Genomic DNA, 20,765 nt, shown 5'->3' with positions numbered 1-20,765 from the left:
TTACCCATGGCCAAGGCCGCGCCCGCACCCACCGCCGCCCACCAGGTGCGGCGACACCGCACGGAGGCGGCGATCGCCCGGCTGGCGGTCCGGCTGGTCCGCCGCGGCACCCTCGTACTGGCCCTGTCGACCGCCCTCTACGCGGTCGTCGAGGTCCTCACCTACCTCGCCGCCTACCCCGACGCCGCATCGCGCCGCACCATCGCCACCTTCCAGGACAACCCGGCCGTGCGGATGCTCCAGGGCATTCCGCACGCCGTCGACACCCCCGGCGGCTTCGCCGCCTGGGACGCCGGCTGGCTCCTGGCCGCGATCACCGGGATCTGGGCGGTGCTGACCACCGGACGGCTGCTGCGCGGCGAGGAGGAGACGGGGCGGGCCGAGTCCGTGCTCGCGGCGCCGGTGCGGGCGGGCCGCGCCCTGCTGACGCACCTGCTGGTCCTCGCCGCCGCGATCGCCGTGACCGGCGCCGCGATCGCGGCGGCGCTGACGCTGTCGGGCGCCGCCGCGGCGGGCTCGGCGCTGTTCGGGCTGGGCGTCGCGGGCTTCGCGGCCACGTTCGCCGGGGTCTGCGCCGTCACCGCGCAGGTGTTCGAGGTGCGCCGCCGTGCCACCGGCGTGGCCACCGCGGTGCTCGGCGCGTCCTTCCTGCTCAGGATGGCCGCCAACAGCAGCGACTCCCGCGGCTGGCTGCGCTGGCTGACCCCGTTCGGCTGGATGGACGAGCTCCACGCCTACCGCGACCCCCGGTGGACGGCCCTGCTCCTGCTGCTGGCCGCGCCGGTGCTCCTGGGCGCCGTCGCCGTGCGGCTGCGCGCGATGCGCGACACCGGCGGCGCGCTGATCGCCGACTCCGACAGCCGCCGCGCCCGGCTCGGGCTGCTGGGCGGCCCGGCGGCGTTCGCCTGGCGCGGCACGCAGGGCATGCTGATCGGCTGGCTGACCGGCATCACCCTCTACGCCCTGGTGACCGGGTCGGTGGCCAAGGCGGTCACCGACTTCGTGGCCGAGCAGGCCTCCTACCGGGAGATGCTCCAGCGGCTCGGATGGGACCTGCAGCGGGTCACCGAGGGCTACCTCGGCACCATGGGCCTGCTGTTCGGCCTGCTGCTCTCCCTCCACGCCTGCTGGCGGATCGGCGCCGCGCGCGCCGAGGAGGCCGCCGGACGACTGGAGTCCACCCTCACCAGGCCGGTCTCCCGGCGCCGCTGGCTCGGCGGTCACATCCTGCTGGCCCTGGCCGCCTCCCTGCTCCTCGCGGCCGTCGCGGCACTGGCCGTGTGGGCCGGCTCGGTGGCCGGCGGGGCCGACGTGGAGGCGGCGGGCGCGTTCGGATCGGTGCTGAACACCCTGCCCGTGGTGGTGCTCCTGACCGGCCTGGCGGTCCTGGTCTACGGCACCGCGCCCCGGCTCACCGTCGGCCTGTCGGCGGCCGTGGCGGTCATCGCCTACCTGGTGGAGACGATCGGGACGGCACTGGACTGGCCCGGCCGGGTGCTGGACCTGTCGCCGTTCCACCACCTGGCCACCGTGCCCGTCGAGCCGTTCGAGCCGCTGCCCGCGGCGGTCATGACCGGTCTCGGGCTGCTGGCCCTGCTGGCGGGCGTCGCGGCCTTCGAGCGCCGCGACGTCACCGGGGACTGAGGGCGGCGGAGGCAACTGAGGGCGGCGGAGGCGGGCCGGCCCCGCCTCCGCCGCCGTTTCAGGAGGGCTTCCCCGGATCGCCGGATCCGGGTTCGGCCATCCTGCGGTGGGCGGCCGCCTTGAGGCGGTCGGGGACCACGGCGTTGGCCCGGCCCTGGGCCCGGGACTTCAGCGAGCCGGCGAGTTTCTTCTCCTCACCCTCCATGAGGGCCTCGAAGCCCTGCCGGGCGACCAGCGCGGGATCGTCGGTGGCCTGCTCCGCCAGCTTGGTGTCCTCCAGGTCGCCGCGGCGGAAGAAGTCGGTGTCGGTGGGGCCGGGCATCAGCGAGGTGATCGTCACCCCGGTGTCCCTCAGCTCCTCGGCGACGGCTTCGGCGAAGGACTGCAGGAAGGACTTCGAGGCGTTGTACACCGCCTGGAAGGGCCCGGGCATGGTGGAGGCGAGCGAGGAGGTGATCAGCACCCTGCCCTCGCCGCGGGCGGCCATGTCCCGCAGCAGGAGCTTGGCCAGGTGCACGGTGGAGGTGACGTTGAGGTCGATGAGGGCGAGTTCGTCGTCGAGATCGGTCTCGGTGAACGCGCCGCCCCGGCCGATGCCGGCGTTGAGGGCCGCGGCGCCCACCGGCCGCCCCGCCTCGGCGGCGGCCGCCCACAGCCGCTCGACCTCGTCGCGGCGGCGCAGATCGGCCCGGACGGCCCGCACCTCGGTACCGGAGGCGCGCAGTTCCCCGGCCGCGGCCGTCAGCCGGTCGTCCTCGGCGCTGACCAGCAGGTCGAAGCCGTGCTCGGCGAACTGCCGGGCGAGTTCGAGCCCGATGCCGCTGGATGCTCCGGTGACCAGGGCCAGCGGCCGGTGTTCGGCGGTGTGGTGTTCGCTCATGCCGCCCGGGTATCCCGTCGCGGGCGGTCGTCACCCGCGGAACCTGACGGAAGCGCCGTTCCGCTCGCCCGGCGCCGTACCACGGAAGTGGGCCGTACGACGGAAGCGGGGCCGCCGGCGCTTCGAGCGCCGACGGCCCCCGCCGTCCGTCCGCGGGGCCTGCCTCGGCCCGCCCCGCCCTGTCCGCCGCCTTATCGCAGCTGGTCCTCGTCGTTGCCGTAGGAGCGGCGCACAGACTCGGCGGCCTTGTCCGTCTGGGCGTCGTACTTGTCGCCGGTGCGCTCGTCGATCGTCTGCTCGGCGCGGTCGACGCCCTTGTCAGCCTTGTCGGGGTGGCCCTTGGCCATCTTCTTGGCCTTGTTCGCCATGTCACCCAGCTTGCCCATAACGGCCTCCTCGCGATGTTTTCGTGCTGTCCTGCTCCATACCGCCTAACCGCTGGCAAATGGGGGAAACATGCCGGACCCCGGCGGACGGCCGCCGGGCCGTACGACCGGCCGCGGCCCCGGCCGTGCCGATCGCCGCAGGTCACCGAGGCCGACCGGGTTTCCTGTCCCCGTGCGGGGGCACGCGGTCGTGTGCCGTTCCGGTGCCCCGCTCCACGGGTGCGAGGACCTGGCCCAGCGGGCCCGGCCGGGACCGGGCGGCAGCGACACCCAAGGAGCGAGCGCCGTATGACCCTCCCCTCCGAGCCGCCTGTGATCACCTCCCTCGACGAGCTGGCCCGTCTGGTCGAGAGCGGCAGGCGTCTGTACGTGCGCTGGTCCCGCGGCCCCCGGACCGACCTGGGGGAGACGGCCAGCACGGACGACCTGACCGGTGTCCCGCTGCCCGGGCTGTCCGTCAACGCCCTGGACGTCGAGCCGTGGTGGTCCAGCCGGCCGGTCCGGCTGTGGGTCGCCCGGCGCCTGTACGACTACTGCCATCTGCGCCGTTCGAAGGGGCCGGGAGTGCGGCCCTGGGTGCTGCGCGGCCGTGAGGTCGGGCGCGGGCCCGACAACGAGCCGCTGGTCAGGGAGGTGGAGCCGATCGCCTGGGTCGACGCACGGGTGATCTTCGAAGCGGAGCAGGAGGTGGCCCGGCAGAGGGGGAGCTGGGGCCCGCTGGACCGGACCGCCGGCAGCGGAGCGGAATCCTCCCGCTGACCGGGCAGGGGCCCCGCGGACGGCACGGCGGGCTTCTCCCCGGCTCCCGGGCCGCCCGGCGGCAGACCGCCCCCGCGCGGTCAGCCGGCCGGTTCGGCGCCGTCCCGGGCGGCGTCGATCGCGAGCCCCGTGCGGTACAGCTCGACCAGCAGCGGCCGTACGGCCCGGCCCGCCGCGGTGAGGCGGTAGCGGGTGCGGGCCGGGAATCCGCGCAGCCGCTCGCGGTTCACCAGGCCCCGCTCCTCCAGGGTGCGCAACCGCTCCGCGAGCACCTTGGCGCTGATCTCCGGCAGCCGACCGCGCAACTCGCCGAACGAGTGCGCCTCGTGGGCCAGTTCACGCAGGACAAGGGTGGTCCAGCGGCCCGAGACGGCGGCCAGCGCGATCTCCACGGGGCAGTCGGGCTCGGGGCGCCGGGTGCGGCCCCGCTCGTCCGGCACCAGACGGACGTCCCAGTCGCGGCGCGGGCCGGCGCCTGCCGGGGCGGGATCCGGCACGTGGGTTTCCGTTTGGTTGCCCACGTCGCGGACGGTTTGACTCGCGGTATGAGCATCGACTCCGACACCGGACACATCCATGCCCCCACCGTCTCCCTGGCCACCGACCCCGGGCAACACCCGGGGGTGTTCGCGGAGGCCTTCGGCACCGGCGACCCGGGCGTGCTGGCCCGCCTCTACGAGGCCCGGGCCGTCTTCGTCCCCCGCCCCGGCCGGCAGGTCGCCGGACGGGAGGTGACGGATTCCCAGGCCGGTCTGCTGGGACTGGGCCTGCCGATCACCGTCCGCCCCCGCCACACCTACGTCGCCGACGACATCGCCCTGCTGATCGTCGACTGGAGCATCGACGGCACGGGCCCGGACGGCGCGCACGTGCACATCGGGGGCACGGCGACGGACGTGGCGCGCCGCGGCGCCGACGGCCTGTGGCGTTACGTCGTCGACAACCCCTTCGGCACCGCGCGGCCCGACGCCGGGCCGGAGGCCCCCGCCGGCCACTGACCGGAAAGCCCTGGCCGACGCGTTGTCGGTGCCGCATGATATTCGTTCTCCAGACGATGATCAGCGGCCCCCGCGGGGGCCCACGGGGGGATCCACATGACAACCATCAGTCGGCACCCGGCGGCCGAGGAGCGGCCGGCGGACGGACGGCGCCGGCCGGCGTTCCCGTTCGGGCTGTGGAGGCGCAGGCCGGCGCCGCGCCTGGTCACCGACTTCGACGACCCCGCGCTGGCCCGGCTCCGGGAGGCGATCGGGGCGGGGGACTGGCCCGCGGTCCGCGAGCGGCTGGCGGCCGCGGCCGACGCCGAGGAGCTGTGCCGGCTGGTGTGGCACGCCTCCGGGGCGCCGGGCACGACCGAGCTGATGGGCCGTGTCATGGACCGCGAGCCGGACGGGACCCTGGCCCTGCTCATGGCCGGCGCGCACCACATCGACTGGGCGTGGGAGGCCCGCACCGGCGCGCGGGCCTCCCAGGTCTCCAAGGAGCAGTTCCGGGTCTTCCACCAGCGGCTGGAGGTCGCCGAGGACCTGCTGTACCGGGTGGCCGAGCGCGAGCCGGACTGGGTCGCCCCCTGGTTCATGCTCCAGGTCTCCGGGCGCGGCCTCCAGGTCGGGCCGCAGATCGCCCGCCTCCGCTTCGAGGCGGCGGTCCGCCGCAGCCCCGGGCACCTGGGCGCGCACCGGCAGCACCTGCAGCAGGTGTGCGCCAAGTGGGGCGGCTCGCACGGGGAGATGCACGACTTCGCGCGCGAGTCGATGCTCTCGGCTCCCGAGGGCAGCCCGCTGGGCGAACTGGTGGCCCTCGCCCACCTGGAGCACTGGCTGGACCTGGAGCCGGGTGAGGACGCGGAGTACATCGGCCGCCCCGACGTACGGGCCCGGCTGCTGGAGGCCGCCCACCGGTCCATCGGCGACCCGGCCTTCGGGCGTCCGCGCGACTGGATCGGCGTGCACAACACCTTCGCCATGGCCCTCTCGCTGGCCGGCGAGAGGGAGGCGGCGGCCGCCGCCTTCGCGCCGCTGGAGGGACGGGTCACCGAGTTCCCCTGGCAGTACCTCGACTCCGCCGACCCGGTCGCGGCGTTCCGGAAGTGGCGCTCGCGCGCCGGCCGCTGACGCGCCGACCCGCCGAACCGCACCCCCTCCCGCCGCCCACGGAAGAAAGCCCATCCGGTGTCCCAGCATCAGACGTCCCACACCTTCCAGGTCGATCTGCGCGGCCTGGTCGACCTGCTCTCCCACCACCTCTACTCCAGTCCCCGCGTCTACCTGCGCGAACTGCTGCAGAACGCGGTGGACGCCATCACCGCCCGCCGGGCCCTGCACCCGGACGCCCCCGCCCGGATCACCGTGGAGACCGGTGAGACGCTCACCGTCACCGACACCGGCGTCGGCCTGTCCGAGAAGGACGTCCACACCTTCCTCGCGACGATCGGCCGCAGCTCCAAGCGCTCCGCCGACGGAGGGCTGGACGGAACGGCCATCGCCTCGGCCCGCTCGGAGTTCATCGGCCAGTTCGGCATCGGACTGCTCGCCTGCTTCGTGGTGGCCGACGAGATCACCGTGGTCAGCCGCTCGGCGGCCGCTCCCGACGCACCGGTCGTCGAATGGCGCGGCCGCGCCGACGGCAGCTACACCATCCGCACCCTGCCCCCGCACACCAGGCCGGAGCCGGGCACCACGGTGCGGCTGACCCCCCGCGCGGACGGCACCGAGTGGACGCGCCCCGACCGGGTGCTGGAACTGGCCCGGCACTACGGCGGTCTGCTGCGGCACGAGGTCACCGTGACCGACGCCCGCGGCACGGCCACCCGGATCGACCGGACCCCGCCGTGGGAGGAGCGCCACGCCTCCCCGCGGGCCCGCCGCGAGGCGCTGGCCGAGCACTGCCGCTCCACCTTCGGCTTCACCCCGCTGGACACCGTCGAACTTGACCTGCCCGTCGTCGGGCTGCGCGGCGTCGCCTACGTCCTGCCGACCGCCGTCAGCCCCTCCCAGCGGGCCGGCCACCGGGTGCACCTCAAGGGCATGCTCCTGTCGGACCAGGCGTCCGAACTCCTGCCCGACTGGGCGTTCTTCGTGCGCTGCGTGGTGGACACCACCGGCCTGCGGCCCACCGCCTCCCGCGAGGCGCTGTACGAGGACGAGACGCTCGACGCCGTACGCGAGGCGCTCGGCGACCGGCTGCGCGACTGGCTCACCGGCCTGGCCGCCGGCGACCCCACCCTCCTGCACCGCTTCATCGAGACCCACCACCTGGCCGTCAAGGCGCTGGCCCGCCACGACGACGCGCTGCTGCGGATGCTGCTGCCGTGGCTGCCCTTCGAGACGACCGACGGCAACGTCACCCTGGACGAGTTCGCCCGCAGCCACCCCACGATCCTGGTCACCCGGAGCGTGGAGGAGTTCCGGCAGGTCGCGCCGATCGCCGCGGCGGCCGGCCTCGGAGTCGTCAACGGCGGCTACACCTACGACCGGGACCTGGTGCACCGGCTGCCGGAGATACGCTCCGGCACCACCGTCGACGACCTGGACCCGGCCACCGTCACCGCGCACCTGGACGCGGTGGAGCCCGCCGCCGAACTGGCCGCGGCCTCCTTCCTGGCCGTGGCCCGCGAGGTGATCGGCGTCCACGACTGCGACGTGGTGCTGCGCAGCTTCCAGCCGGTGACCGCCCCCGCCCTCCTGCTGGACAACCGGGAGGCCCGGCACGAGCGCACCCGCTCCGAGCTGGCCGGCGCCGGCGACGGGCTGTGGGCCGACATCCTCGGCTCGCTGCGCACCGAGGCCCCCCGCGCCCAGCTGGTCCTCAACCACCTCAACCCGCTGGTCCGCCGTGCGGCGACGATCACCGAACGCGGGCTGGCCACCGCCACGGCGGAGGCGCTGTACGGGCAGGCGCTGCTGCTCAGCCGCCGCCCGCTGCGCGCCGCCGAGAGCGCGCTGCTCAACCGGGCCTTCCTCGGCCTGCTCGACCACGCCATGCACGACCACGCCACGCACGACCGGGCCGGCGACCAGGGCGGCCCGGCCCCCCGGAAGGAGCCGTGATGCTGGAGACCCCGGAGGCCGTGCTCGACGCGCTGCGGGAGAACAACGACCGCCCCTACGGCCTGCCCAGGACGGTGACGGCCGAGGAACTGGTCGAAGCCGCCGAGCAGTTCGAGGACAAGGGCATCCTGGTCACCGCGCTGCTGGAGCTGATGGAGGCCTACGAGTACACCGGCGAGCACCGCAAGTCGCCGGTGGTCTTCGCCCGTCTGCTCCGGCTGTGGGACGACGACCGTGGCGCCTTCAGCGAGTGGGAGGGCCACCAGCTCTACTGGCGCTTCAAGTGGGTGACAACCTCCCTGCTGGAGGTGCCGGACGTACCGCTGGCCACCGTCGAGCAGTGGATCGGCCGGATGCGCGAGCGCTACCGCGAGGCCGGCCACGGCATGCAGCCGGTGGCGGCCATGGCCCACCGCGTCGCACTGCACACCGGCAGCGGCCTGGAGTCCGCCTACGACCTGTGGGTGACCCGCCCGCGGGAGCGGCTGAGCGACTGCGAGGCGTGCGAGATACGCCACCGGGCGCTGCACCACGTCCTCCTCGGGGAGGACGAGCAGGCCCTGCGGATCTGGGAGCCGCTGTTCGCCGGGGCCGTGAGCTGCCAGGAGGAACCCTACGCCAGCCATGCCTTCGCGCTGCTCCCGCTGCTGCGCACCGGCCGCGCGGACGAGGCCCGCTCGCACCACCTGGCCGGATACCGCTACGCCCGCGGAAGGACGGGGATGGCCGAGGAGATCGGCCTCCACCTGGAATTCTGCGCCCTGACCCGCAACGAGGGCCGCGGGCTGGAGATCCTGGCCGAGAACCGCGGGCTGTTCGGCGTCACCGGCGCCCCCAAGGCGCGGCTGGCCTTCCTCACCGGCGTGCAGGTGCTGCTCGGCCGTCTCGTGGCGCAGGGGTACGCCGACACCCCCGTCGCCGGACCGCCCGGGCGGCAGTGGACGGCGCGGACGCTGGACGGCGAGATCGGGGCCGAGGCGGACGCACTGGCCGCGGCCTTCGACCGCCGCAACGGCACGGCGGCGGTCGGCGAGCGCCGCCGCGCGCGCCTGGAGCGGCACCCCCTGCTGGAGGAGCCCCTCGCGCTGGGCCTGCGCGTCACACCGCTGACCGGCCCGAAGGACGACGCGGCCGCCCCGGAGCCCGCGCCCGCGCCGGCCGCCGCGCACCGGGTGGCGATCCCCGGGGACTTCGCCGAACTGGTCGCCGAGGCACGGCGGCTGGCCGACGAGGGGCACCCCGGCGACACACCGCTGTGGGAACGCGTCGCCGAGCGCGTGACCGCCGACGGATACGTCCACGACCCCGCTCTCGGCCCCCTGGACCTGCTTCTGGCCGAACTGGCCGAGCAGCGCGCGTTCGCCGCGGACGAGCGGGGCGGGAACGGCCGGGCCGCGATGGCCGAGGCGGTCGCCCTCTACGCCCGGGCCGGCCTGCCCTGGCACGAACTGGCCGCCCGGGCCCGCCTGGCCTGCCGGCCCGAGGCCGGACAGGGGCGGAGCCAGGGGCCCGGCGGGGAGACCGCCGGCCACCTCGCGGTACGGCGGGAGCTGGAACCCCTGCTGGAGTCGGCCGAACGGATGCTTCCCGGCGGGGACGGGGAGCCGGAGGCGGACTTCCGGCCGGACAAGTACCTCGTCGTACTCCACTGCCGGGCCTTCGCCGCGCACGGCGAGCTGACCGACGCGCTGCCGGAAGCCGGCCCGGAGGCCGTGGCGCGCTTCGAGGAGGCGGTCGGGGCACTGCACGCGGCGGCCGAGCGCTGGGAGATCCCCCACCAGAGGGCCGCCGCCCACCTCTACGAAGCCGACGTCGCCGCCCGTACCGGGCGCGCCGAGGAGGCCGTCGAACGGCAGCGGCGCTCCCAGGAGATCCTGGAGGAGGCCGGCACCCCGTGGCGGGCGACCCGCGGCATGCTGCTGCTGGGCCAGGTCCTGATGCGCACCGGCCGGCCCGGGGAGGCGGCCGAGGTGTTCCGGCAGGCCATGGCCCGGGCCGCACGGTACGACGACCGCTCCTTCCCGGCCACGGCCGTCCACGCGATGCTCGGCCACGCCTGCCGGCACGCCGGTGAGCTCTCCGGAGCCGTCCGTCACCTGTCCGAGGCCGCCGCCCGGATGGACCGGGAGGGCGACCACAACGGCGCCGCCGAGTGCCGTCTGGAACTCGCCGACGCCCTGGCCGCCTCCGGGCAGCCGGAGGACGCCGTGGCGGTGCTGGAGTCCGTGGCCCGCGGGGGCGGAGCGGAATCGGGGGATCCGCTCGACGAGCGGCTGCTGGCCCAGGTCCGCCTCACCCTCGCCCGGGGACTGACGGAGCTGGCGGAGCACCGCGCGGCGGCCGAGGAGTTCCTGGGCCTGGCCGACACGGTGGCCGGGTGGGAGGAGCAGTTCACCCACACCATGGTCGCCTCCCAGGCGGCGGCCGCGCTGGCCCGGGCCGGCCGCCCGGAGGCGGCCGGGGCCGCACGCGAGCGCGCCCTGGAGTCCCACCGCCGGGCGCCGAGCCCGGTACCGGTGCTGGAGATGCTCCGGGAGTTCGCCGACCTGGCCACGCGCGGTGAGGAGGACGGCCTGGAGGCGGCGCTCGGCCACCTGGCCACCGCCGACGAGCTGCTGGCCGGGGTCCCCGAGGATCCGGAGGAGTTCCCCCACTGGTACCACGCCGGCCACAACCACCTGTGCCGCGCCCGCTGCCTGGCACGCGCCGAGCGCTTCGAGGAGGCGCTGGCCGAGGCGGACCGGGCCGACTCGCTCCTGGCCGAGGGCGGCCCGGACGGGGAGGCGGGCCGGGCGGAGACGGCGCGGCTGGCCGCCCTGGTCGAGGGCAACGGGCTGGACCGGCCGAAGGACGCCGTGGCCCGCCTGGACGCGGCGGCCGGCCGCTGTGCCGGGGCGGGCCTGGAGGAGGCGGCCAGGATCCTCACCGCCCTGCGCGAGGACATGGCCTCCCGCTGAGCCGCGCCCGGCCGGGGCGGCGTGCCGCCCCGGCCGGGCGGTCCGCGTTCCGCCGCGAGGCCGGGCCGGCCCCGCGGGCATGCCCTTTTTGCGGCCCCTGAGCTGCGCGAACGCCTTCCCCGGGGCCGCCCGCCGTCACCCGACCGGCTCTGCCGGCCGCGAGATCCGCGGCGCGCGGGGGCAGGGTGGGGGCATGTGGTACCCACGACTTGTGCTGGGCGCCGCCCTTCTGCCGCTGGCGCTGCTGGTGGTGCGGGACGTTCCCGCCCACCTCCTCGACCCCCCGGTGCCGGAAGCCGCCGGCCCCGCCGACCCGTACACCGCGCCACAGCCCGCGGTCGTCAGCCGGAAGGCCTGGCGTGCCGACGAGAGCCTGGTCAGGGAAGAGGCCAGCTACACGGGCCCGGTGAGCGCCGTCTTCGTCCACCACACCGGCCATCCCAACGCCTACGACTGCTCGGACGTCCCGCGGATGCTGCAGGCGCTGGAGGCCGACCACATCGAGGGCCAGGGGTGGGACGACATCGGCTACAACTTCGTCGTCGACAAGTGCGGAACCATCTACGAGGGCCGGGGCGGCGGCATCGGACGCCCGGTGTACGGCGCCCACACCAAGGGCTTCAACCGCAACAGCGTCGGTGTGGCGGCGCTTGGCACCTTCGGGGCGGGACAGGAGGTGCCGCGCGCGGTGATCGAGGCGATCGCCGAGGTCGCGGCGTGGAAGCTCCGGCCCGGCGCGGACCCGCAGGGCAGGGTGCGGCTGGTCTCGACGAACGACGAGAGCCGCTACGACAAGGGCGAGGCCGCGACGTTCGACGTCATCTCGGGCCACCGCGACAGCCATCAGACCGACTGCCCCGGCCAGGCGCTGTACGAACGCCTGCCGGAGATCCGGGAGGAGACCACCCGCCTGCGCGACCTCGACCACTGACGGCCCCGGCGCCGCCCGTCCCGCGGCTCCGTGGGACGCCGGCCCCGCGGGACACCGGAGCCGGCCCACCGGCACGAGGCCGCCGCCGTTCGTGCGGCGGCCTCCGGGGTGTCCGGGCACGGTTCAGGGTTCCGGTGCGGGGCCGCCCCGGGCTCAGAAGGAGAAGACCGCGGGTGCGGCGTCCGCCATGACGCAGGCGTTGGAGAAGGTGTGCGCGTACGAGACCCTGCGGCCCTCCCAGACCCCGTCGGCGGTCACGGTGACCGGATCCCAGACCATCGGGCACATCCGGTCGCGGCCGGACTCGACCAGCGAGGCGAACTCGCCGTCCACGGAACGCAGCTCGCCGCACGCCTCGGCCGGTGCCGGGTGGGTGCCGCCCGGCACCGGCGAACAGCTCAGCACGGCGGCCCGCAGCACGGTGGCCGTCGCCGGGTCCTCCCCCTTGCCGACGGTGAGCACCAGGGCCGAGGACGCGTAAAGCCCTTCGGGCTGCGCGGGCGAAGCGGCCGCGGTGGCCGCCGAGCCCGCCAGGCAGGTGACGGCCAGGGCGGTGCCCACTCCCAGACCCTTGATGCTGTACCGCATTTCGAACACTCCTGGGTTCGGTTCGTCAGATTCCGAACAGGAGTCTTGCTGGAGCCGACCGCGAGCGCACATCGGACGGATCACTTCAGGTCACCTTCGGCGACGGAGTGGTTGCCCAGTGTGCCGGTGGGCGGCTCAGCAGCCCTCCGAGCCCTCCGGGGAACGTGTACGGCACGCGTACGAGGAAGGGGCGCGGTCCGGCGTCAAGGCGGTGAACTGCCGTTTCGCGGACAGAACCGCCCCGCCCGGGCGCCGCACCTCGGCCGGAAACCGCCACGGCCCTCCTCTCGCCGGCGGCGCCGGGTGCGGGCGGACGCGCCGCGTGCCCGTCCGCGGCGCCCGGCGGCCCCGGCGCGGCCGCGGGCGTACCGCGACGCCCGGCGGCCCGGGAGGCCCCGGGCCGCCGGGCGCGTGGCTCACCTTTCCCCGGCCCTCTGTCCGTCGCTCCCGGAGTCCGCCGGCGTCCGGGCGGTGGAAGCCGCCGCGTACGGGGCCTGGGCGGGCGGGACCGCGGCCTGCGCGGGGGGCGGGGGCGCCGCGCCCGGCTGGGGGCTCTGCTGCGGAGTCTGCTGCGCCTTCTCCAGGAACCGCAGCAGTTCGACGGGGAAGGGCAGGACCAGGGTGGAGTTCTTCTCGGCGGCGACCGCCACCACCGTCTGCAGGAGCCGCAACTGAAGTGCCGACGGCGTGTCGGCCATCTGCTGCGCGGCCTCCGCCAGCTTCTTCGACGCCTGGAACTCGGCGTCGGCGTTGATGACGCGGGCCCGCCGGTCGCGGGCGGCCTCCGCCTGGCGGGCCATCGACCGCTTCATCGTCTCCGGCAGGGAGACGTCCTTGATCTCGACCCGGTCGACGTGGACGCCCCAGCCCACGGCCGGGCTGTCGATCATCAGCTCCAGGCCCTGGTTCAGCTTCTCCCGGTTGGACAGCAGATCGTCCAGATCGCTCTTGCCGATGATGGAGCGCAACGAGGTCTGGGCCATCTGGGAGACCGCGAAGCGGTAGTCCTCCACCCGGACGATCGCGTCGACGGGGTCGACGACCTTGAAGTACACGACGGCGTCGACCCGGACGGTCACGTTGTCCCTGCTGATCCCCTCCTGCGCGGGCACCGGCAGGGTCACGATCTGCAGGTTGACCTTGCGCATCCGGTCGACGAAGGGAACGATCATGGTGAAGCCCGGCCGGCGTACGTCCTTCATGACCCGCCCGAGCCGGAAGACCACCCCGCGTTCGTACTGTTTGACCACCCGGGCCGCCAGCGCGACGTAGACGGCGCAGACGCAGAGCAGCACGATTCCCGCCGCCGCGAGTCCCTGGAGCATCGCAGACACCTACTGTCATGGGTTGCACTGGTTTTCTGTCCTGTTTGCCCGATATTTACGATAGCTCCGTATGGGTGTCATGGGGAGCCCCGCCTCCGGGATGCCGAGGACCGCGCGACGGTGGTGGCCGCGCCCCGGGGTGCGTGCGCCCCGGGGTGGTTCCCGCTCAGCGGGTGGCGACCGTGCCCGACACGGCGTCGCCGTCGGAGGAGGGCGGATGGTCGACGAACCTCCGCTCGACCTCTGCCTTCTCGGCCTCCGACGGGTCGCTGCCGAGGGAGTCGAGCAGCGCGTCGCGCGCCGTGCTGCCCTCCGGTCGCACCAGCCCGACGACGACGTACAGCGTCAGCGAGGTGAGGACGGGAAGGCCGACGCTCGCGGTCTGGCCGGCGTCCTCCACGCCCCAGTAGAGATATGCCCAGACCGCCAGGCCGCCGGCCCAGGAGATGAGCGCCGCGCGCGGTCCGTGGCGCCGGAACCAGGGCAGCAGGCCCAGCATCAGCGGAATGGAGATCGGCCCCATGGTCGCGGCGACGATGCTCACCACGACCGTCATGATGAAGCCGTCCGGGTCGGCGAGGAGCGCGAGGGTCATGCTGAACGTGACGAAGGCGACCGTGGTGATCCGCGCGAACAGCAGCTGCCCGGCCTCCGTCAGGCGCCGTACGCGAGGGGCGACCACCGGGGCGAGGTCGCGGGTGATGACGGCGGTGATGACGTTGGAGTCGGAGGCCACCATGGCCATGGTGTGGGAGAAGAAGCCGGCCAGGAGCAGTCCGATGAGGCCGGCGGGCAGCAGCTCCTGGGCGAGCATGATGTACGACCTCTCGCCGTCGTCCAGACCGGGGACGACGAGCGGTGCGGCGATCATGGGGACGAAGAGGATGAAAGGCCACACGATCCACAGGAAGCTGGAGAGCAGCGCCGATCTCCTGGCCCGGGAGCCGGAGGGCGCGGCCATGTAGCGCTGCGCCAGGTTCCACATGCCGCCGTTGTACTCGAAGGTCTTCACCAGCAGGAACGCCATGATCAGCCCGGTGGTCACGGGGCCGTTGACCGGGTCGCCGCGGTCGGCCGGGAGGTCGCCCCACATCGTCCACAGCGTGGCCACCCCGTCGAGGTGGGCGAAGAGCGCGAAGAGCATCGCGAACCCGGCGACGGCCTGGATGACGAACTGGCCGAAGTCGGTGAGGACGTCGGCCCACAGGCCGCCGAAGGCCATGTAGAGCATGGTGCAGGCGCCGGTCAGGGTGATGCCCCACACCAGCGGGATGTCCGCGAAGCCCTGGAGCAGCAGTGCGATGGCGACCCACTTCGCGGCGATGTCCACCACCTTGAGCGCGGTGCCGCTGTAGGCGAGGACCTGCTGGGTGGGCAGGTCGTAGCGGACGGCGAGGTAGGCGAGCGGCGAGTTGACGCCGTGTCTGGCGCGCAGCCGGTTCCAGCGCGCGGCGAAGAGGAAGGCGCCGGCGCCGATGCCGACCCCGATGGTGAGGGGCCACCAGAAGTAGACGGTGATGCCGTGGTCGTATGCGACCGCGGCGAAGGTCACGAACATGATCGCGCTGTAACCGGACATGTGGTGCGATATCCCGGAGAGCCACCACGGGATGCGGCCGCGGGCCGTGAAGAAGTCGGCGATGGTGTGGATGCGTTTCCTCGACCAGAGGCCGATGCCCACCATCACGAGGAAGTACGCACCCAGCACGGTCCAGTCCAGTGCGGCCATGACGGCTCCTTAGTTCATAGATGTGAACTTCTGTCAACTCTATGAATGCGTGCCGTCACAGTAGAAGCGCCCTCATGGGGCGTCAATACATCTGAACGGACCGAGGCGGCAAGGGATTGAAGGAGGGTGAGGGGAGGGCTGGCGCACAGACCGGTGTTCATGGATGTATATGTTGTTCCGTTCCGTGTCGGGAAGGTGTGTGCGCGGAGGCCCCTTCCGGGCCTCCGCGCCCGTCTCACGCCAGCAGGGTGCGCCCGTGTTCCATCAGGGCGGACAGCTCCTCGATGTGCGCGCCGTCCGGCTCGCTCAGCGGGGGCCGTACCCCGCCCACGTCCAGACCGCGCAGGCGTACTCCGGCCTTGACCAGTGAGACCGCGTAGCCGCGGCCCTTGTTCCGCAGCTCCACCAGGGGGCGGTAGAAGCCGTCGAGGAGGCGGCGCACGGTGGCGTCGTCGCCCCCGGTGAAGGCGCGGTGGAAGGCGACGGCGATCTCCGGCGCGAAGCAGAAGGCGGCGGAGGAGTAGAGGCCGACCCCGATGCCCCGGTAGGCGGGGCAGGTGAGTTCGGCGGTGGGCAGTCCGTTGAAGTACAGGAACTCGCGGTCCGGCTCCGCGGTGCGTACGGCGCTGACGATCCGCTGCATCAGGTCGAGGTCGCCGACGCCGTCCTTCAGACCCGCGATCCCGGGGTGGCGGGCCAGTTCGGCCACGGTGGCAGGGGTGAGGACGGCGTTGTCCCGCTGGTAGACGATGACGTCCAGTCCGGTCGCGTCGGCCAGGGCGGTGTAGTGGTTCCGCAGTCCCTCCTGGTCGGGTGCGACCAGGTAGGGGGGCATGGCGAGGAGCCCGTCGGCGCCCGCGTCCTCGGCGATGCGGGCGTACCGCACGGCGAGGGCGGTGCCGTAGCCGGTGCCCGCGACCACCGGCACCCGTCCCCCCGCCTCCGCCACCGCCGCGGAGACGCACGCGCCGAACTCCTCGGGGGTCAGGGCGTGGAACTCGCCGGTGCCGCAGCAGGCGAAGACGGCGGCGGCGCCGGCGTCGACGCCGGCGCGCACATGGGCACGGAACACGTCGGTGTCGAGGGCGCCGTCCGGTCCGTACGCGGTGACGGGGAAGAAGAGCAGACCGTCGAGCCGGGCGGCGAGAGGAGGTGTGGTCACGGCACTCCCTGGGTGTCGCGGGGTGGCGGATGGTGTACACATTCACGACCGCTGTCCATATTCATGAACGCCGTTACGGTAGGGCAGGGATTCGCCGCGGTCAAGACGGCCGATCGTCGAAGGGGTGTCGCCAGGGAGGGAGAGCGAGAAAGCGCTTTCCCCTACACTTGACGATGTTGAGGCGAGTCCTTACCGTCTCCACAGTTGTGAATGACGTTCGGTGAACCGCTCCTGCGTCGAGCCCGCTCCGGCGTGTGCGCGCCGGCCTCCCCACCGCACCGAGGAGACAGCCCATGCCCGCCCCCAGAACCGTCCTGCTCACCGGTGCCGCGGGCGGCCTCGGCACCCTGATGCGGGGACTGCTCCCCTCCTACGGCCACACCCTCCGGCTCCTCGACGTCGCCCCCACCCCTCCGCTCCCCGGAGCGGAGGAGGGGACCGAGGAGACGATCACCGCCGACCTCGCGGACCGGGCGGCGCTGCGGGAGGCCGTGCGGGGCGTGGACGCCGTCGTCCATCTCGCCGGGATCTCCCTCGAGGCCCCCTTCGAGAAGATCGTGCGGGCGAACATCGAGGGCACCTACAACCTCTACGAGGCGGTCCGGGAGGAGGGCGTCGGGCGCGTCGTCTTCGCCTCCTCCAACCACGCCGTCGGCTACACCCCCCGTCCGGGCGAGGGCGACCCGCTGATCCCGGTGGACACCCCGCGCCGCCCCGACACCTTCTACGGGCTGTCGAAGTGCTTCGGCGAGGACCTGGCCCAGCTCTACTGGGACCGGCACGGCATCGAGACCGTCTCCGTCCGCATCGGCTCCTGCTTCCCCGAGCCCACGACGGTGCGGATGCTCTCGGTCTGGATGAGCCCCGCCGACGGGGCCCGGCTGCTGCACGCCGCCCTGACCGCCGAGGGGGTCGGGCACACCGTGGTCTACGGCTCCTCCGCCAACACCCGGCTGTGGTGGGACCTCTCCTCGGCGCGGGCGCTGGGGTACGAGCCGCAGGACGACTCCGAGCCGTACGCGGCCAAGCTCATCGCCGAGCAGGGTGAGCTCGATCCGGACAGGCCGGAACACGCGTGCCTGGGCGGCCACTTCACCACCGACCCGCCGATCTGGCCGCACTGATCCGCCGGCGCGCCGCCCGGCGGGCCGCCCGCCGCCCGGCGCGGCGGGGGGCGCGTCTCAGCCGAGGTCGTCGAACATGGCCAGCAGCGCCTGCTCGTCCGCCTCCTCCGGCGCGGGCTCCCCCTGGCCGGAGTGCCCGGAGCCGGGGCGCCCGGAGTGCGGCACCTGCTCGGCCCACACCGTCTTGCCCCGCGCCATGTAGCGGACTCCCCAGTTCCTGGTGAACTGCGCCACCAGGAACAGGCCGCGCCCGCTCTCCTCGGTCACCCCGGCGCGCCGGAGGCGCGGGGAGGAGTTGCTGCGGTCGGAGACCTCGCAGACCAGGGAGGCGCCGCGCAGCAGCCGCAGCCGTACCGGCCCGCCGCCGCCGTACCGCACGGCGTTGGTGAACAACTCGCTCACCACCAGGCCGGTGCCGTACTCCAGGTCCTGCAGGCTCCACTCGTCCAGCTGCCGCCGTGCCAGCGCCCTGGCCTCGGAGACCACCGACGGGTCGGAGGGCAGCTCCCAGGACGCCACCCGGTCGGTGGGCAGCGCGTGCACACGGGCCAGCAGCAGCGCCACGTCGTCGCGCGGGCCGTCCCGAAGGCCGTCCGGCGGGCCGTCGGACAGCAGGGTGTCCGTGACCCGGCCGCAGATCCGCTCCAGCGACGCCTCCGGCTCCGGCGAGGAGTCCGGTGGCGGCTCCGGGCCGCGCAGCGCGGAGGCGAGCAGCGCCATGCGTGCGTCGGTGTCGCCGTATGCGCGGCCCTCCTTGAGCAGGCCGTCGGTGTACAGCGCCAGCAGACTGCCCGAGGGCAGCTCCACGGTGGCGGACTCGTAGGGCTGGAGTCCGCCGAGTCCCAGCGGCGGGCCGGCCGGCAGGTCCAGCGTCAGCGTCCCCCCGCCGGGAAACACGGCGACGGGCGGCGGATGCCCGGCCCGGGCGGCCGTGCAGCGGCAGATCACCGGGTCGTACACCGCGTACAGGCAGGTCGCGGCCGTGGCCGGGTCCTCGGGCGCGCGGCCGACCAGATCGTCCAGGTGGGCCAGCACCTCCTCCGGAGGCATGTCCAGATCGGCGAGGGTGCGCACCGCCGTGCGCAGCCGCCCCATGGTCGCCGCCGCCTCCAGCCCGTGGCCCGCCACGTCCCCGACGACCAGGGCCGAGCGCATCCCGGACAGCGGGATCGCGTCGAACCAGTCACCGCCCACCCCGCTCCTGACGTCGGCGGGCAGGTAGCGGTGGGCGAGGTCCACGGCGGCCAGCCGGGGCGTGTCGCGCGGCAGCAGACTGCGCTGCAGGGTCAGTGCGGCGTCGCGCTCCCGGCTGAAGCGGCGGGCGTTGTCCACGCTGATCGCGGTGCGGGCCGCCAGTTCGCCCGCCAGGGCCAGGTCGTCCTCCTCGTAGGGGCGTGCCCTGCCGCGCCGGTAGAAGCCGGCCAGGCCCAGGACCGCGCCCCTGGCGCGCAGCGGCGCGGCCAGATACGAGTGCTCGCCCTCCCCGAGCAGCCCGCGGATCAGTTCGACGGGGTGGGCGCCGTCCGGGGAGGACGCCGCCAGGAGCTCGGTCCGCACCGAGTCCGCGACCGGCCGCCCGGTGCCGAGGCACCTGGCCTGCGGCGTGCCGGGCGCGTAGCCGACGGGGGTGTCCGCGCCGCCGCCGCGCGGGCCGCCGGCCTCCCCGCCGGTCCGCACGGCCCGTACGGCCATCCGGCGCAGCGCCGGCGCAGCGCCCGGGGCTCCCGGCGGAGGCTCCTCTCCGGCCAGGACGTCCTCGGTCAGGTCCACCACGACGACGTCGGCGAACCTCGGTACGGCGATCTCCGCCAGCTCCTGCGCCGTGCGCCGTATGTCCAGCGTGGTGCCGATGCGGGTGCCCGCCTCGTTCAGCAGCGACAGCCGCCGGCGGGCCTCGACGGCCAGGCGGCCGACACCCGGTTCACCCACCATCAGCAGCCATGCGTCGGGGCCGCCGCCCTCCGCTGCGCCGGGCCGCCGCTCCCGCTCAGCCTCCCGTGCCCCCTCCGGCTCCTCCCGCACGCCGCCCGGCACGCCCGTCTCCTCCCGCGGCCCCGCCTCCTGCCGTACGTCCTGAGGCCGCCCGGCGGGGGACGGCAGGTGCAGCAGGGGCACCCTCCGGCCGTCCGGGCCGCCCGCCGTGGCCGCGGGCGGCCCCGGGACGGCGGCCGTGGAAGCCGTGGAAGTGGCGGGGGCCTCCCGGAAGCTGATCTCGACGGCGGCACCCTCCGCGTCGCCGTGGTGCAGGAGCCTGCGCCGCAGTGTCGCCACCCGCCCGCCCGTCAGCGGCACCTCGGCGAACGTCTCGCTGGTCGAGGAGATCAGCTCGGTGGCGGTCTCCAGCAGCGCCAGTTCCTCCCGCGGGGCCAGCCGGGGCGCCGCCTCGCCGCGGCGGACCGGCGCCCCCGTGGCGAGGTCGATCTCGGTGTGCTCGCCGCGCCGCCTGGCCCGCAGGAAGGACTCCATCAGGCCGCGCTCCCTGGCCGACCCCATCTCCAGCAGCCGCTCGCCGATGCGGTCGGTGGCCTCCTGGAGCATCAGCGCCATGCCGGGCCTGGCCAGCTCCATGGGGACGGAGAGGTTCACCGCACCCTGCACGGTGCCGCCCACCGGGTCGCGCACCGGGGCGGCCATGCAGGTCAGGGTCTTGAGGCTGTGGAGGAAGTGCTCGTGTCCGACGACCACGAACGGGGCCCGGGTGCTCAGCACCATGCTGACGCTGCTGGTGCCCATGAACCGCTCGTCGACGTTGGCACCCGGGACGAGGGAGGCGGCGTCCATCAGCTCCAGCCCCCTGGTCTCCCCGATGCGGTCGACGATCGTGGCCCGCGAGTCGGTCAGCACCAGGGTGACGGGCATTCCGGAGAGCCGCCCGTACAGCCGCCGCAGTACCGGCATGGCGGCCCTGATCAGCCGGGAGTCCGGATCCAGGTCACTCTCGACGGGCAGTGCGGGGCGCTCCTGGTCGATGCCGAGCAGACGCGATCGCTGCCAGGAGGCGAGGATCTCCGCACGCACCTCGGGAGTGGACGGCCGCCCACCGCGGCCGTCCCCCACGGGTGCAGGGAAAGAAGTCACCAGAACGAAATAATAGGACAAAAGGTGTGCACATTCATGTCGGTGGGCTCGGGGGCGGCCGGGAGGCCCGCGCAGCGGTGCGGCACGGCCGGCCGGCCCGCGCGCCCGTCCGCCGGCCCGTCCGCCGAACTCGTCGGCATCGGCTTCGAGGGC

Annotated in this window: 16 protein-coding genes; 8 read left to right on the top strand and 8 right to left on the bottom strand. The window is 74.3% G+C overall.

Annotation, left to right across the window (positions count from 1 at the left end; all coding sequences use genetic code 11):
- Positions 1-6 precede the first annotated feature (6 nt).
- Positions 7-1,644, top strand: coding sequence for a hypothetical protein (locus ACLIYP_RS17870; RefSeq protein WP_412714134.1), 1,638 nt, complete (start codon positions 7-9; stop codon positions 1,642-1,644).
- 58 nt (positions 1,645-1,702) lie between these two features.
- Here the strand turns inward: ACLIYP_RS17870 and ACLIYP_RS17865 are convergent, their stop codons facing one another.
- Together ACLIYP_RS17865 and ACLIYP_RS17860 are read right to left on the bottom strand one after the other, a co-directional pair.
- Positions 1,703-2,524 carry an SDR family NAD(P)-dependent oxidoreductase gene (locus tag ACLIYP_RS17865; RefSeq protein ID WP_412714133.1) on the bottom strand — a complete coding sequence of 274 codons (822 nt, stop codon included), beginning with the start codon at positions 2,522-2,524 and terminating at the stop codon, positions 1,703-1,705.
- A gap of 191 nt (positions 2,525-2,715) precedes the next feature.
- A complete protein-coding gene (locus ACLIYP_RS17860) occupies positions 2,716-2,910 on the bottom strand; it encodes an antitoxin (protein WP_093659787.1) in 195 nt (64 codons plus the stop codon).
- Between the two features lie 288 nt (positions 2,911-3,198).
- Here ACLIYP_RS17860 and ACLIYP_RS17855 point away from each other — a divergent pair, with 288 nt between their 5' ends.
- Positions 3,199-3,669, top strand: coding sequence for a DUF6098 family protein (locus ACLIYP_RS17855; RefSeq protein ID WP_412714132.1), 471 nt, complete (start codon positions 3,199-3,201; stop codon positions 3,667-3,669).
- 80 nt (positions 3,670-3,749) lie between these two features.
- Here ACLIYP_RS17855 and ACLIYP_RS17850 read toward each other — a convergent pair whose 3' ends face one another.
- On the bottom strand, positions 3,750-4,190 hold the full coding sequence (locus ACLIYP_RS17850; protein WP_412714131.1) for a winged helix-turn-helix transcriptional regulator: 441 nt from the start codon (positions 4,188-4,190) through the stop codon (positions 3,750-3,752).
- Between the two features lie 24 nt (positions 4,191-4,214).
- On the opposite strand from ACLIYP_RS17850, the gene ACLIYP_RS17845 reads away from it, so the two are divergent.
- The 5 genes from ACLIYP_RS17845 (at position 4,215) to ACLIYP_RS17825 (ending at position 11,606) form a co-directional block, all read left to right on the top strand.
- Complete coding sequence (locus ACLIYP_RS17845; RefSeq protein ID WP_412714130.1) at positions 4,215-4,667, top strand: YybH family protein; 453 nt, start codon at positions 4,215-4,217, stop codon at positions 4,665-4,667.
- A 96-nt stretch (positions 4,668-4,763) separates the two neighbouring features.
- The gene (locus ACLIYP_RS17840; RefSeq protein ID WP_412714129.1) at positions 4,764-5,783 is read left to right on the top strand and encodes a hypothetical protein; all 1,020 of its coding nucleotides are present in this window, start codon (positions 4,764-4,766) and stop codon (positions 5,781-5,783) included.
- Between the two features lie 57 nt (positions 5,784-5,840).
- Positions 5,841-7,718: an HSP90 family protein gene (locus ACLIYP_RS17835; protein ID WP_412714128.1), complete on the top strand. Its 1,878-nt coding sequence runs from the start codon at positions 5,841-5,843 to the stop codon at positions 7,716-7,718.
- The gene (locus ACLIYP_RS17830) at positions 7,718-10,675 is read left to right on the top strand and encodes a hypothetical protein (protein WP_412714127.1); all 2,958 of its coding nucleotides are present in this window, start codon (positions 7,718-7,720) and stop codon (positions 10,673-10,675) included. Before ACLIYP_RS17835 ends, ACLIYP_RS17830 begins: the two co-directional genes overlap by 1 nt.
- A 193-nt stretch (positions 10,676-10,868) precedes the next feature.
- Positions 10,869-11,606 (top strand): peptidoglycan recognition protein family protein, encoded by a 738-nt coding sequence (locus tag ACLIYP_RS17825; RefSeq protein ID WP_412714126.1) that lies wholly within the window; start codon positions 10,869-10,871, stop codon positions 11,604-11,606.
- Positions 11,607-11,759: 153 nt separating this feature from the next.
- Here the strand turns inward: ACLIYP_RS17825 and ACLIYP_RS17820 are convergent, their stop codons facing one another.
- The 4 genes from ACLIYP_RS17820 to ACLIYP_RS17805 form a co-directional block, all read right to left on the bottom strand.
- Complete coding sequence (locus ACLIYP_RS17820; RefSeq protein WP_412714125.1) at positions 11,760-12,194, bottom strand: subtilase-type protease inhibitor; 435 nt, start codon at positions 12,192-12,194, stop codon at positions 11,760-11,762.
- A 416-nt stretch (positions 12,195-12,610) separates the two neighbouring features.
- Positions 12,611-13,519, bottom strand: coding sequence for a slipin family protein (locus ACLIYP_RS17815; RefSeq protein WP_412714124.1), 909 nt, complete (start codon positions 13,517-13,519; stop codon positions 12,611-12,613).
- A gap of 166 nt (positions 13,520-13,685) precedes the next feature.
- Positions 13,686-15,248: a sodium:solute symporter family protein gene (locus tag ACLIYP_RS17810; protein WP_412714123.1), complete on the bottom strand. Its 1,563-nt coding sequence runs from the start codon at positions 15,246-15,248 to the stop codon at positions 13,686-13,688.
- Between the two features lie 235 nt (positions 15,249-15,483).
- Positions 15,484-16,410: a 5-dehydro-4-deoxyglucarate dehydratase gene (locus tag ACLIYP_RS17805; protein WP_412714122.1), complete on the bottom strand. Its 927-nt coding sequence runs from the start codon at positions 16,408-16,410 to the stop codon at positions 15,484-15,486.
- Positions 16,411-16,703: 293 nt separating this feature from the next.
- Between ACLIYP_RS17805 and ACLIYP_RS17800 the strand changes: the two genes are divergently transcribed.
- Positions 16,704-17,534 carry an NAD-dependent epimerase/dehydratase family protein gene (locus tag ACLIYP_RS17800; protein WP_412714121.1) on the top strand — a complete coding sequence of 277 codons (831 nt, stop codon included), beginning with the start codon at positions 16,704-16,706 and terminating at the stop codon, positions 17,532-17,534.
- Positions 17,535-17,591: 57 nt separating this feature from the next.
- Here the strand turns inward: ACLIYP_RS17800 and ACLIYP_RS17795 are convergent, their stop codons facing one another.
- Positions 17,592-20,552, bottom strand: a complete 2,961-nt coding sequence (locus ACLIYP_RS17795; protein ID WP_412714120.1) for a SpoIIE family protein phosphatase — start codon at positions 20,550-20,552, stop codon at positions 17,592-17,594.
- Positions 20,553-20,765: the final 213 nt, after the last annotated feature.

It is taken from the genome of Streptomyces nanhaiensis (genome assembly GCF_046614825.1).
Taxonomy (GTDB): Bacteria; Actinomycetota; Actinomycetes; order Streptomycetales; family Streptomycetaceae; genus Streptomyces; species Streptomyces radiopugnans.
This window is presented reverse-complemented; position numbering and strand designations above follow the sequence as displayed.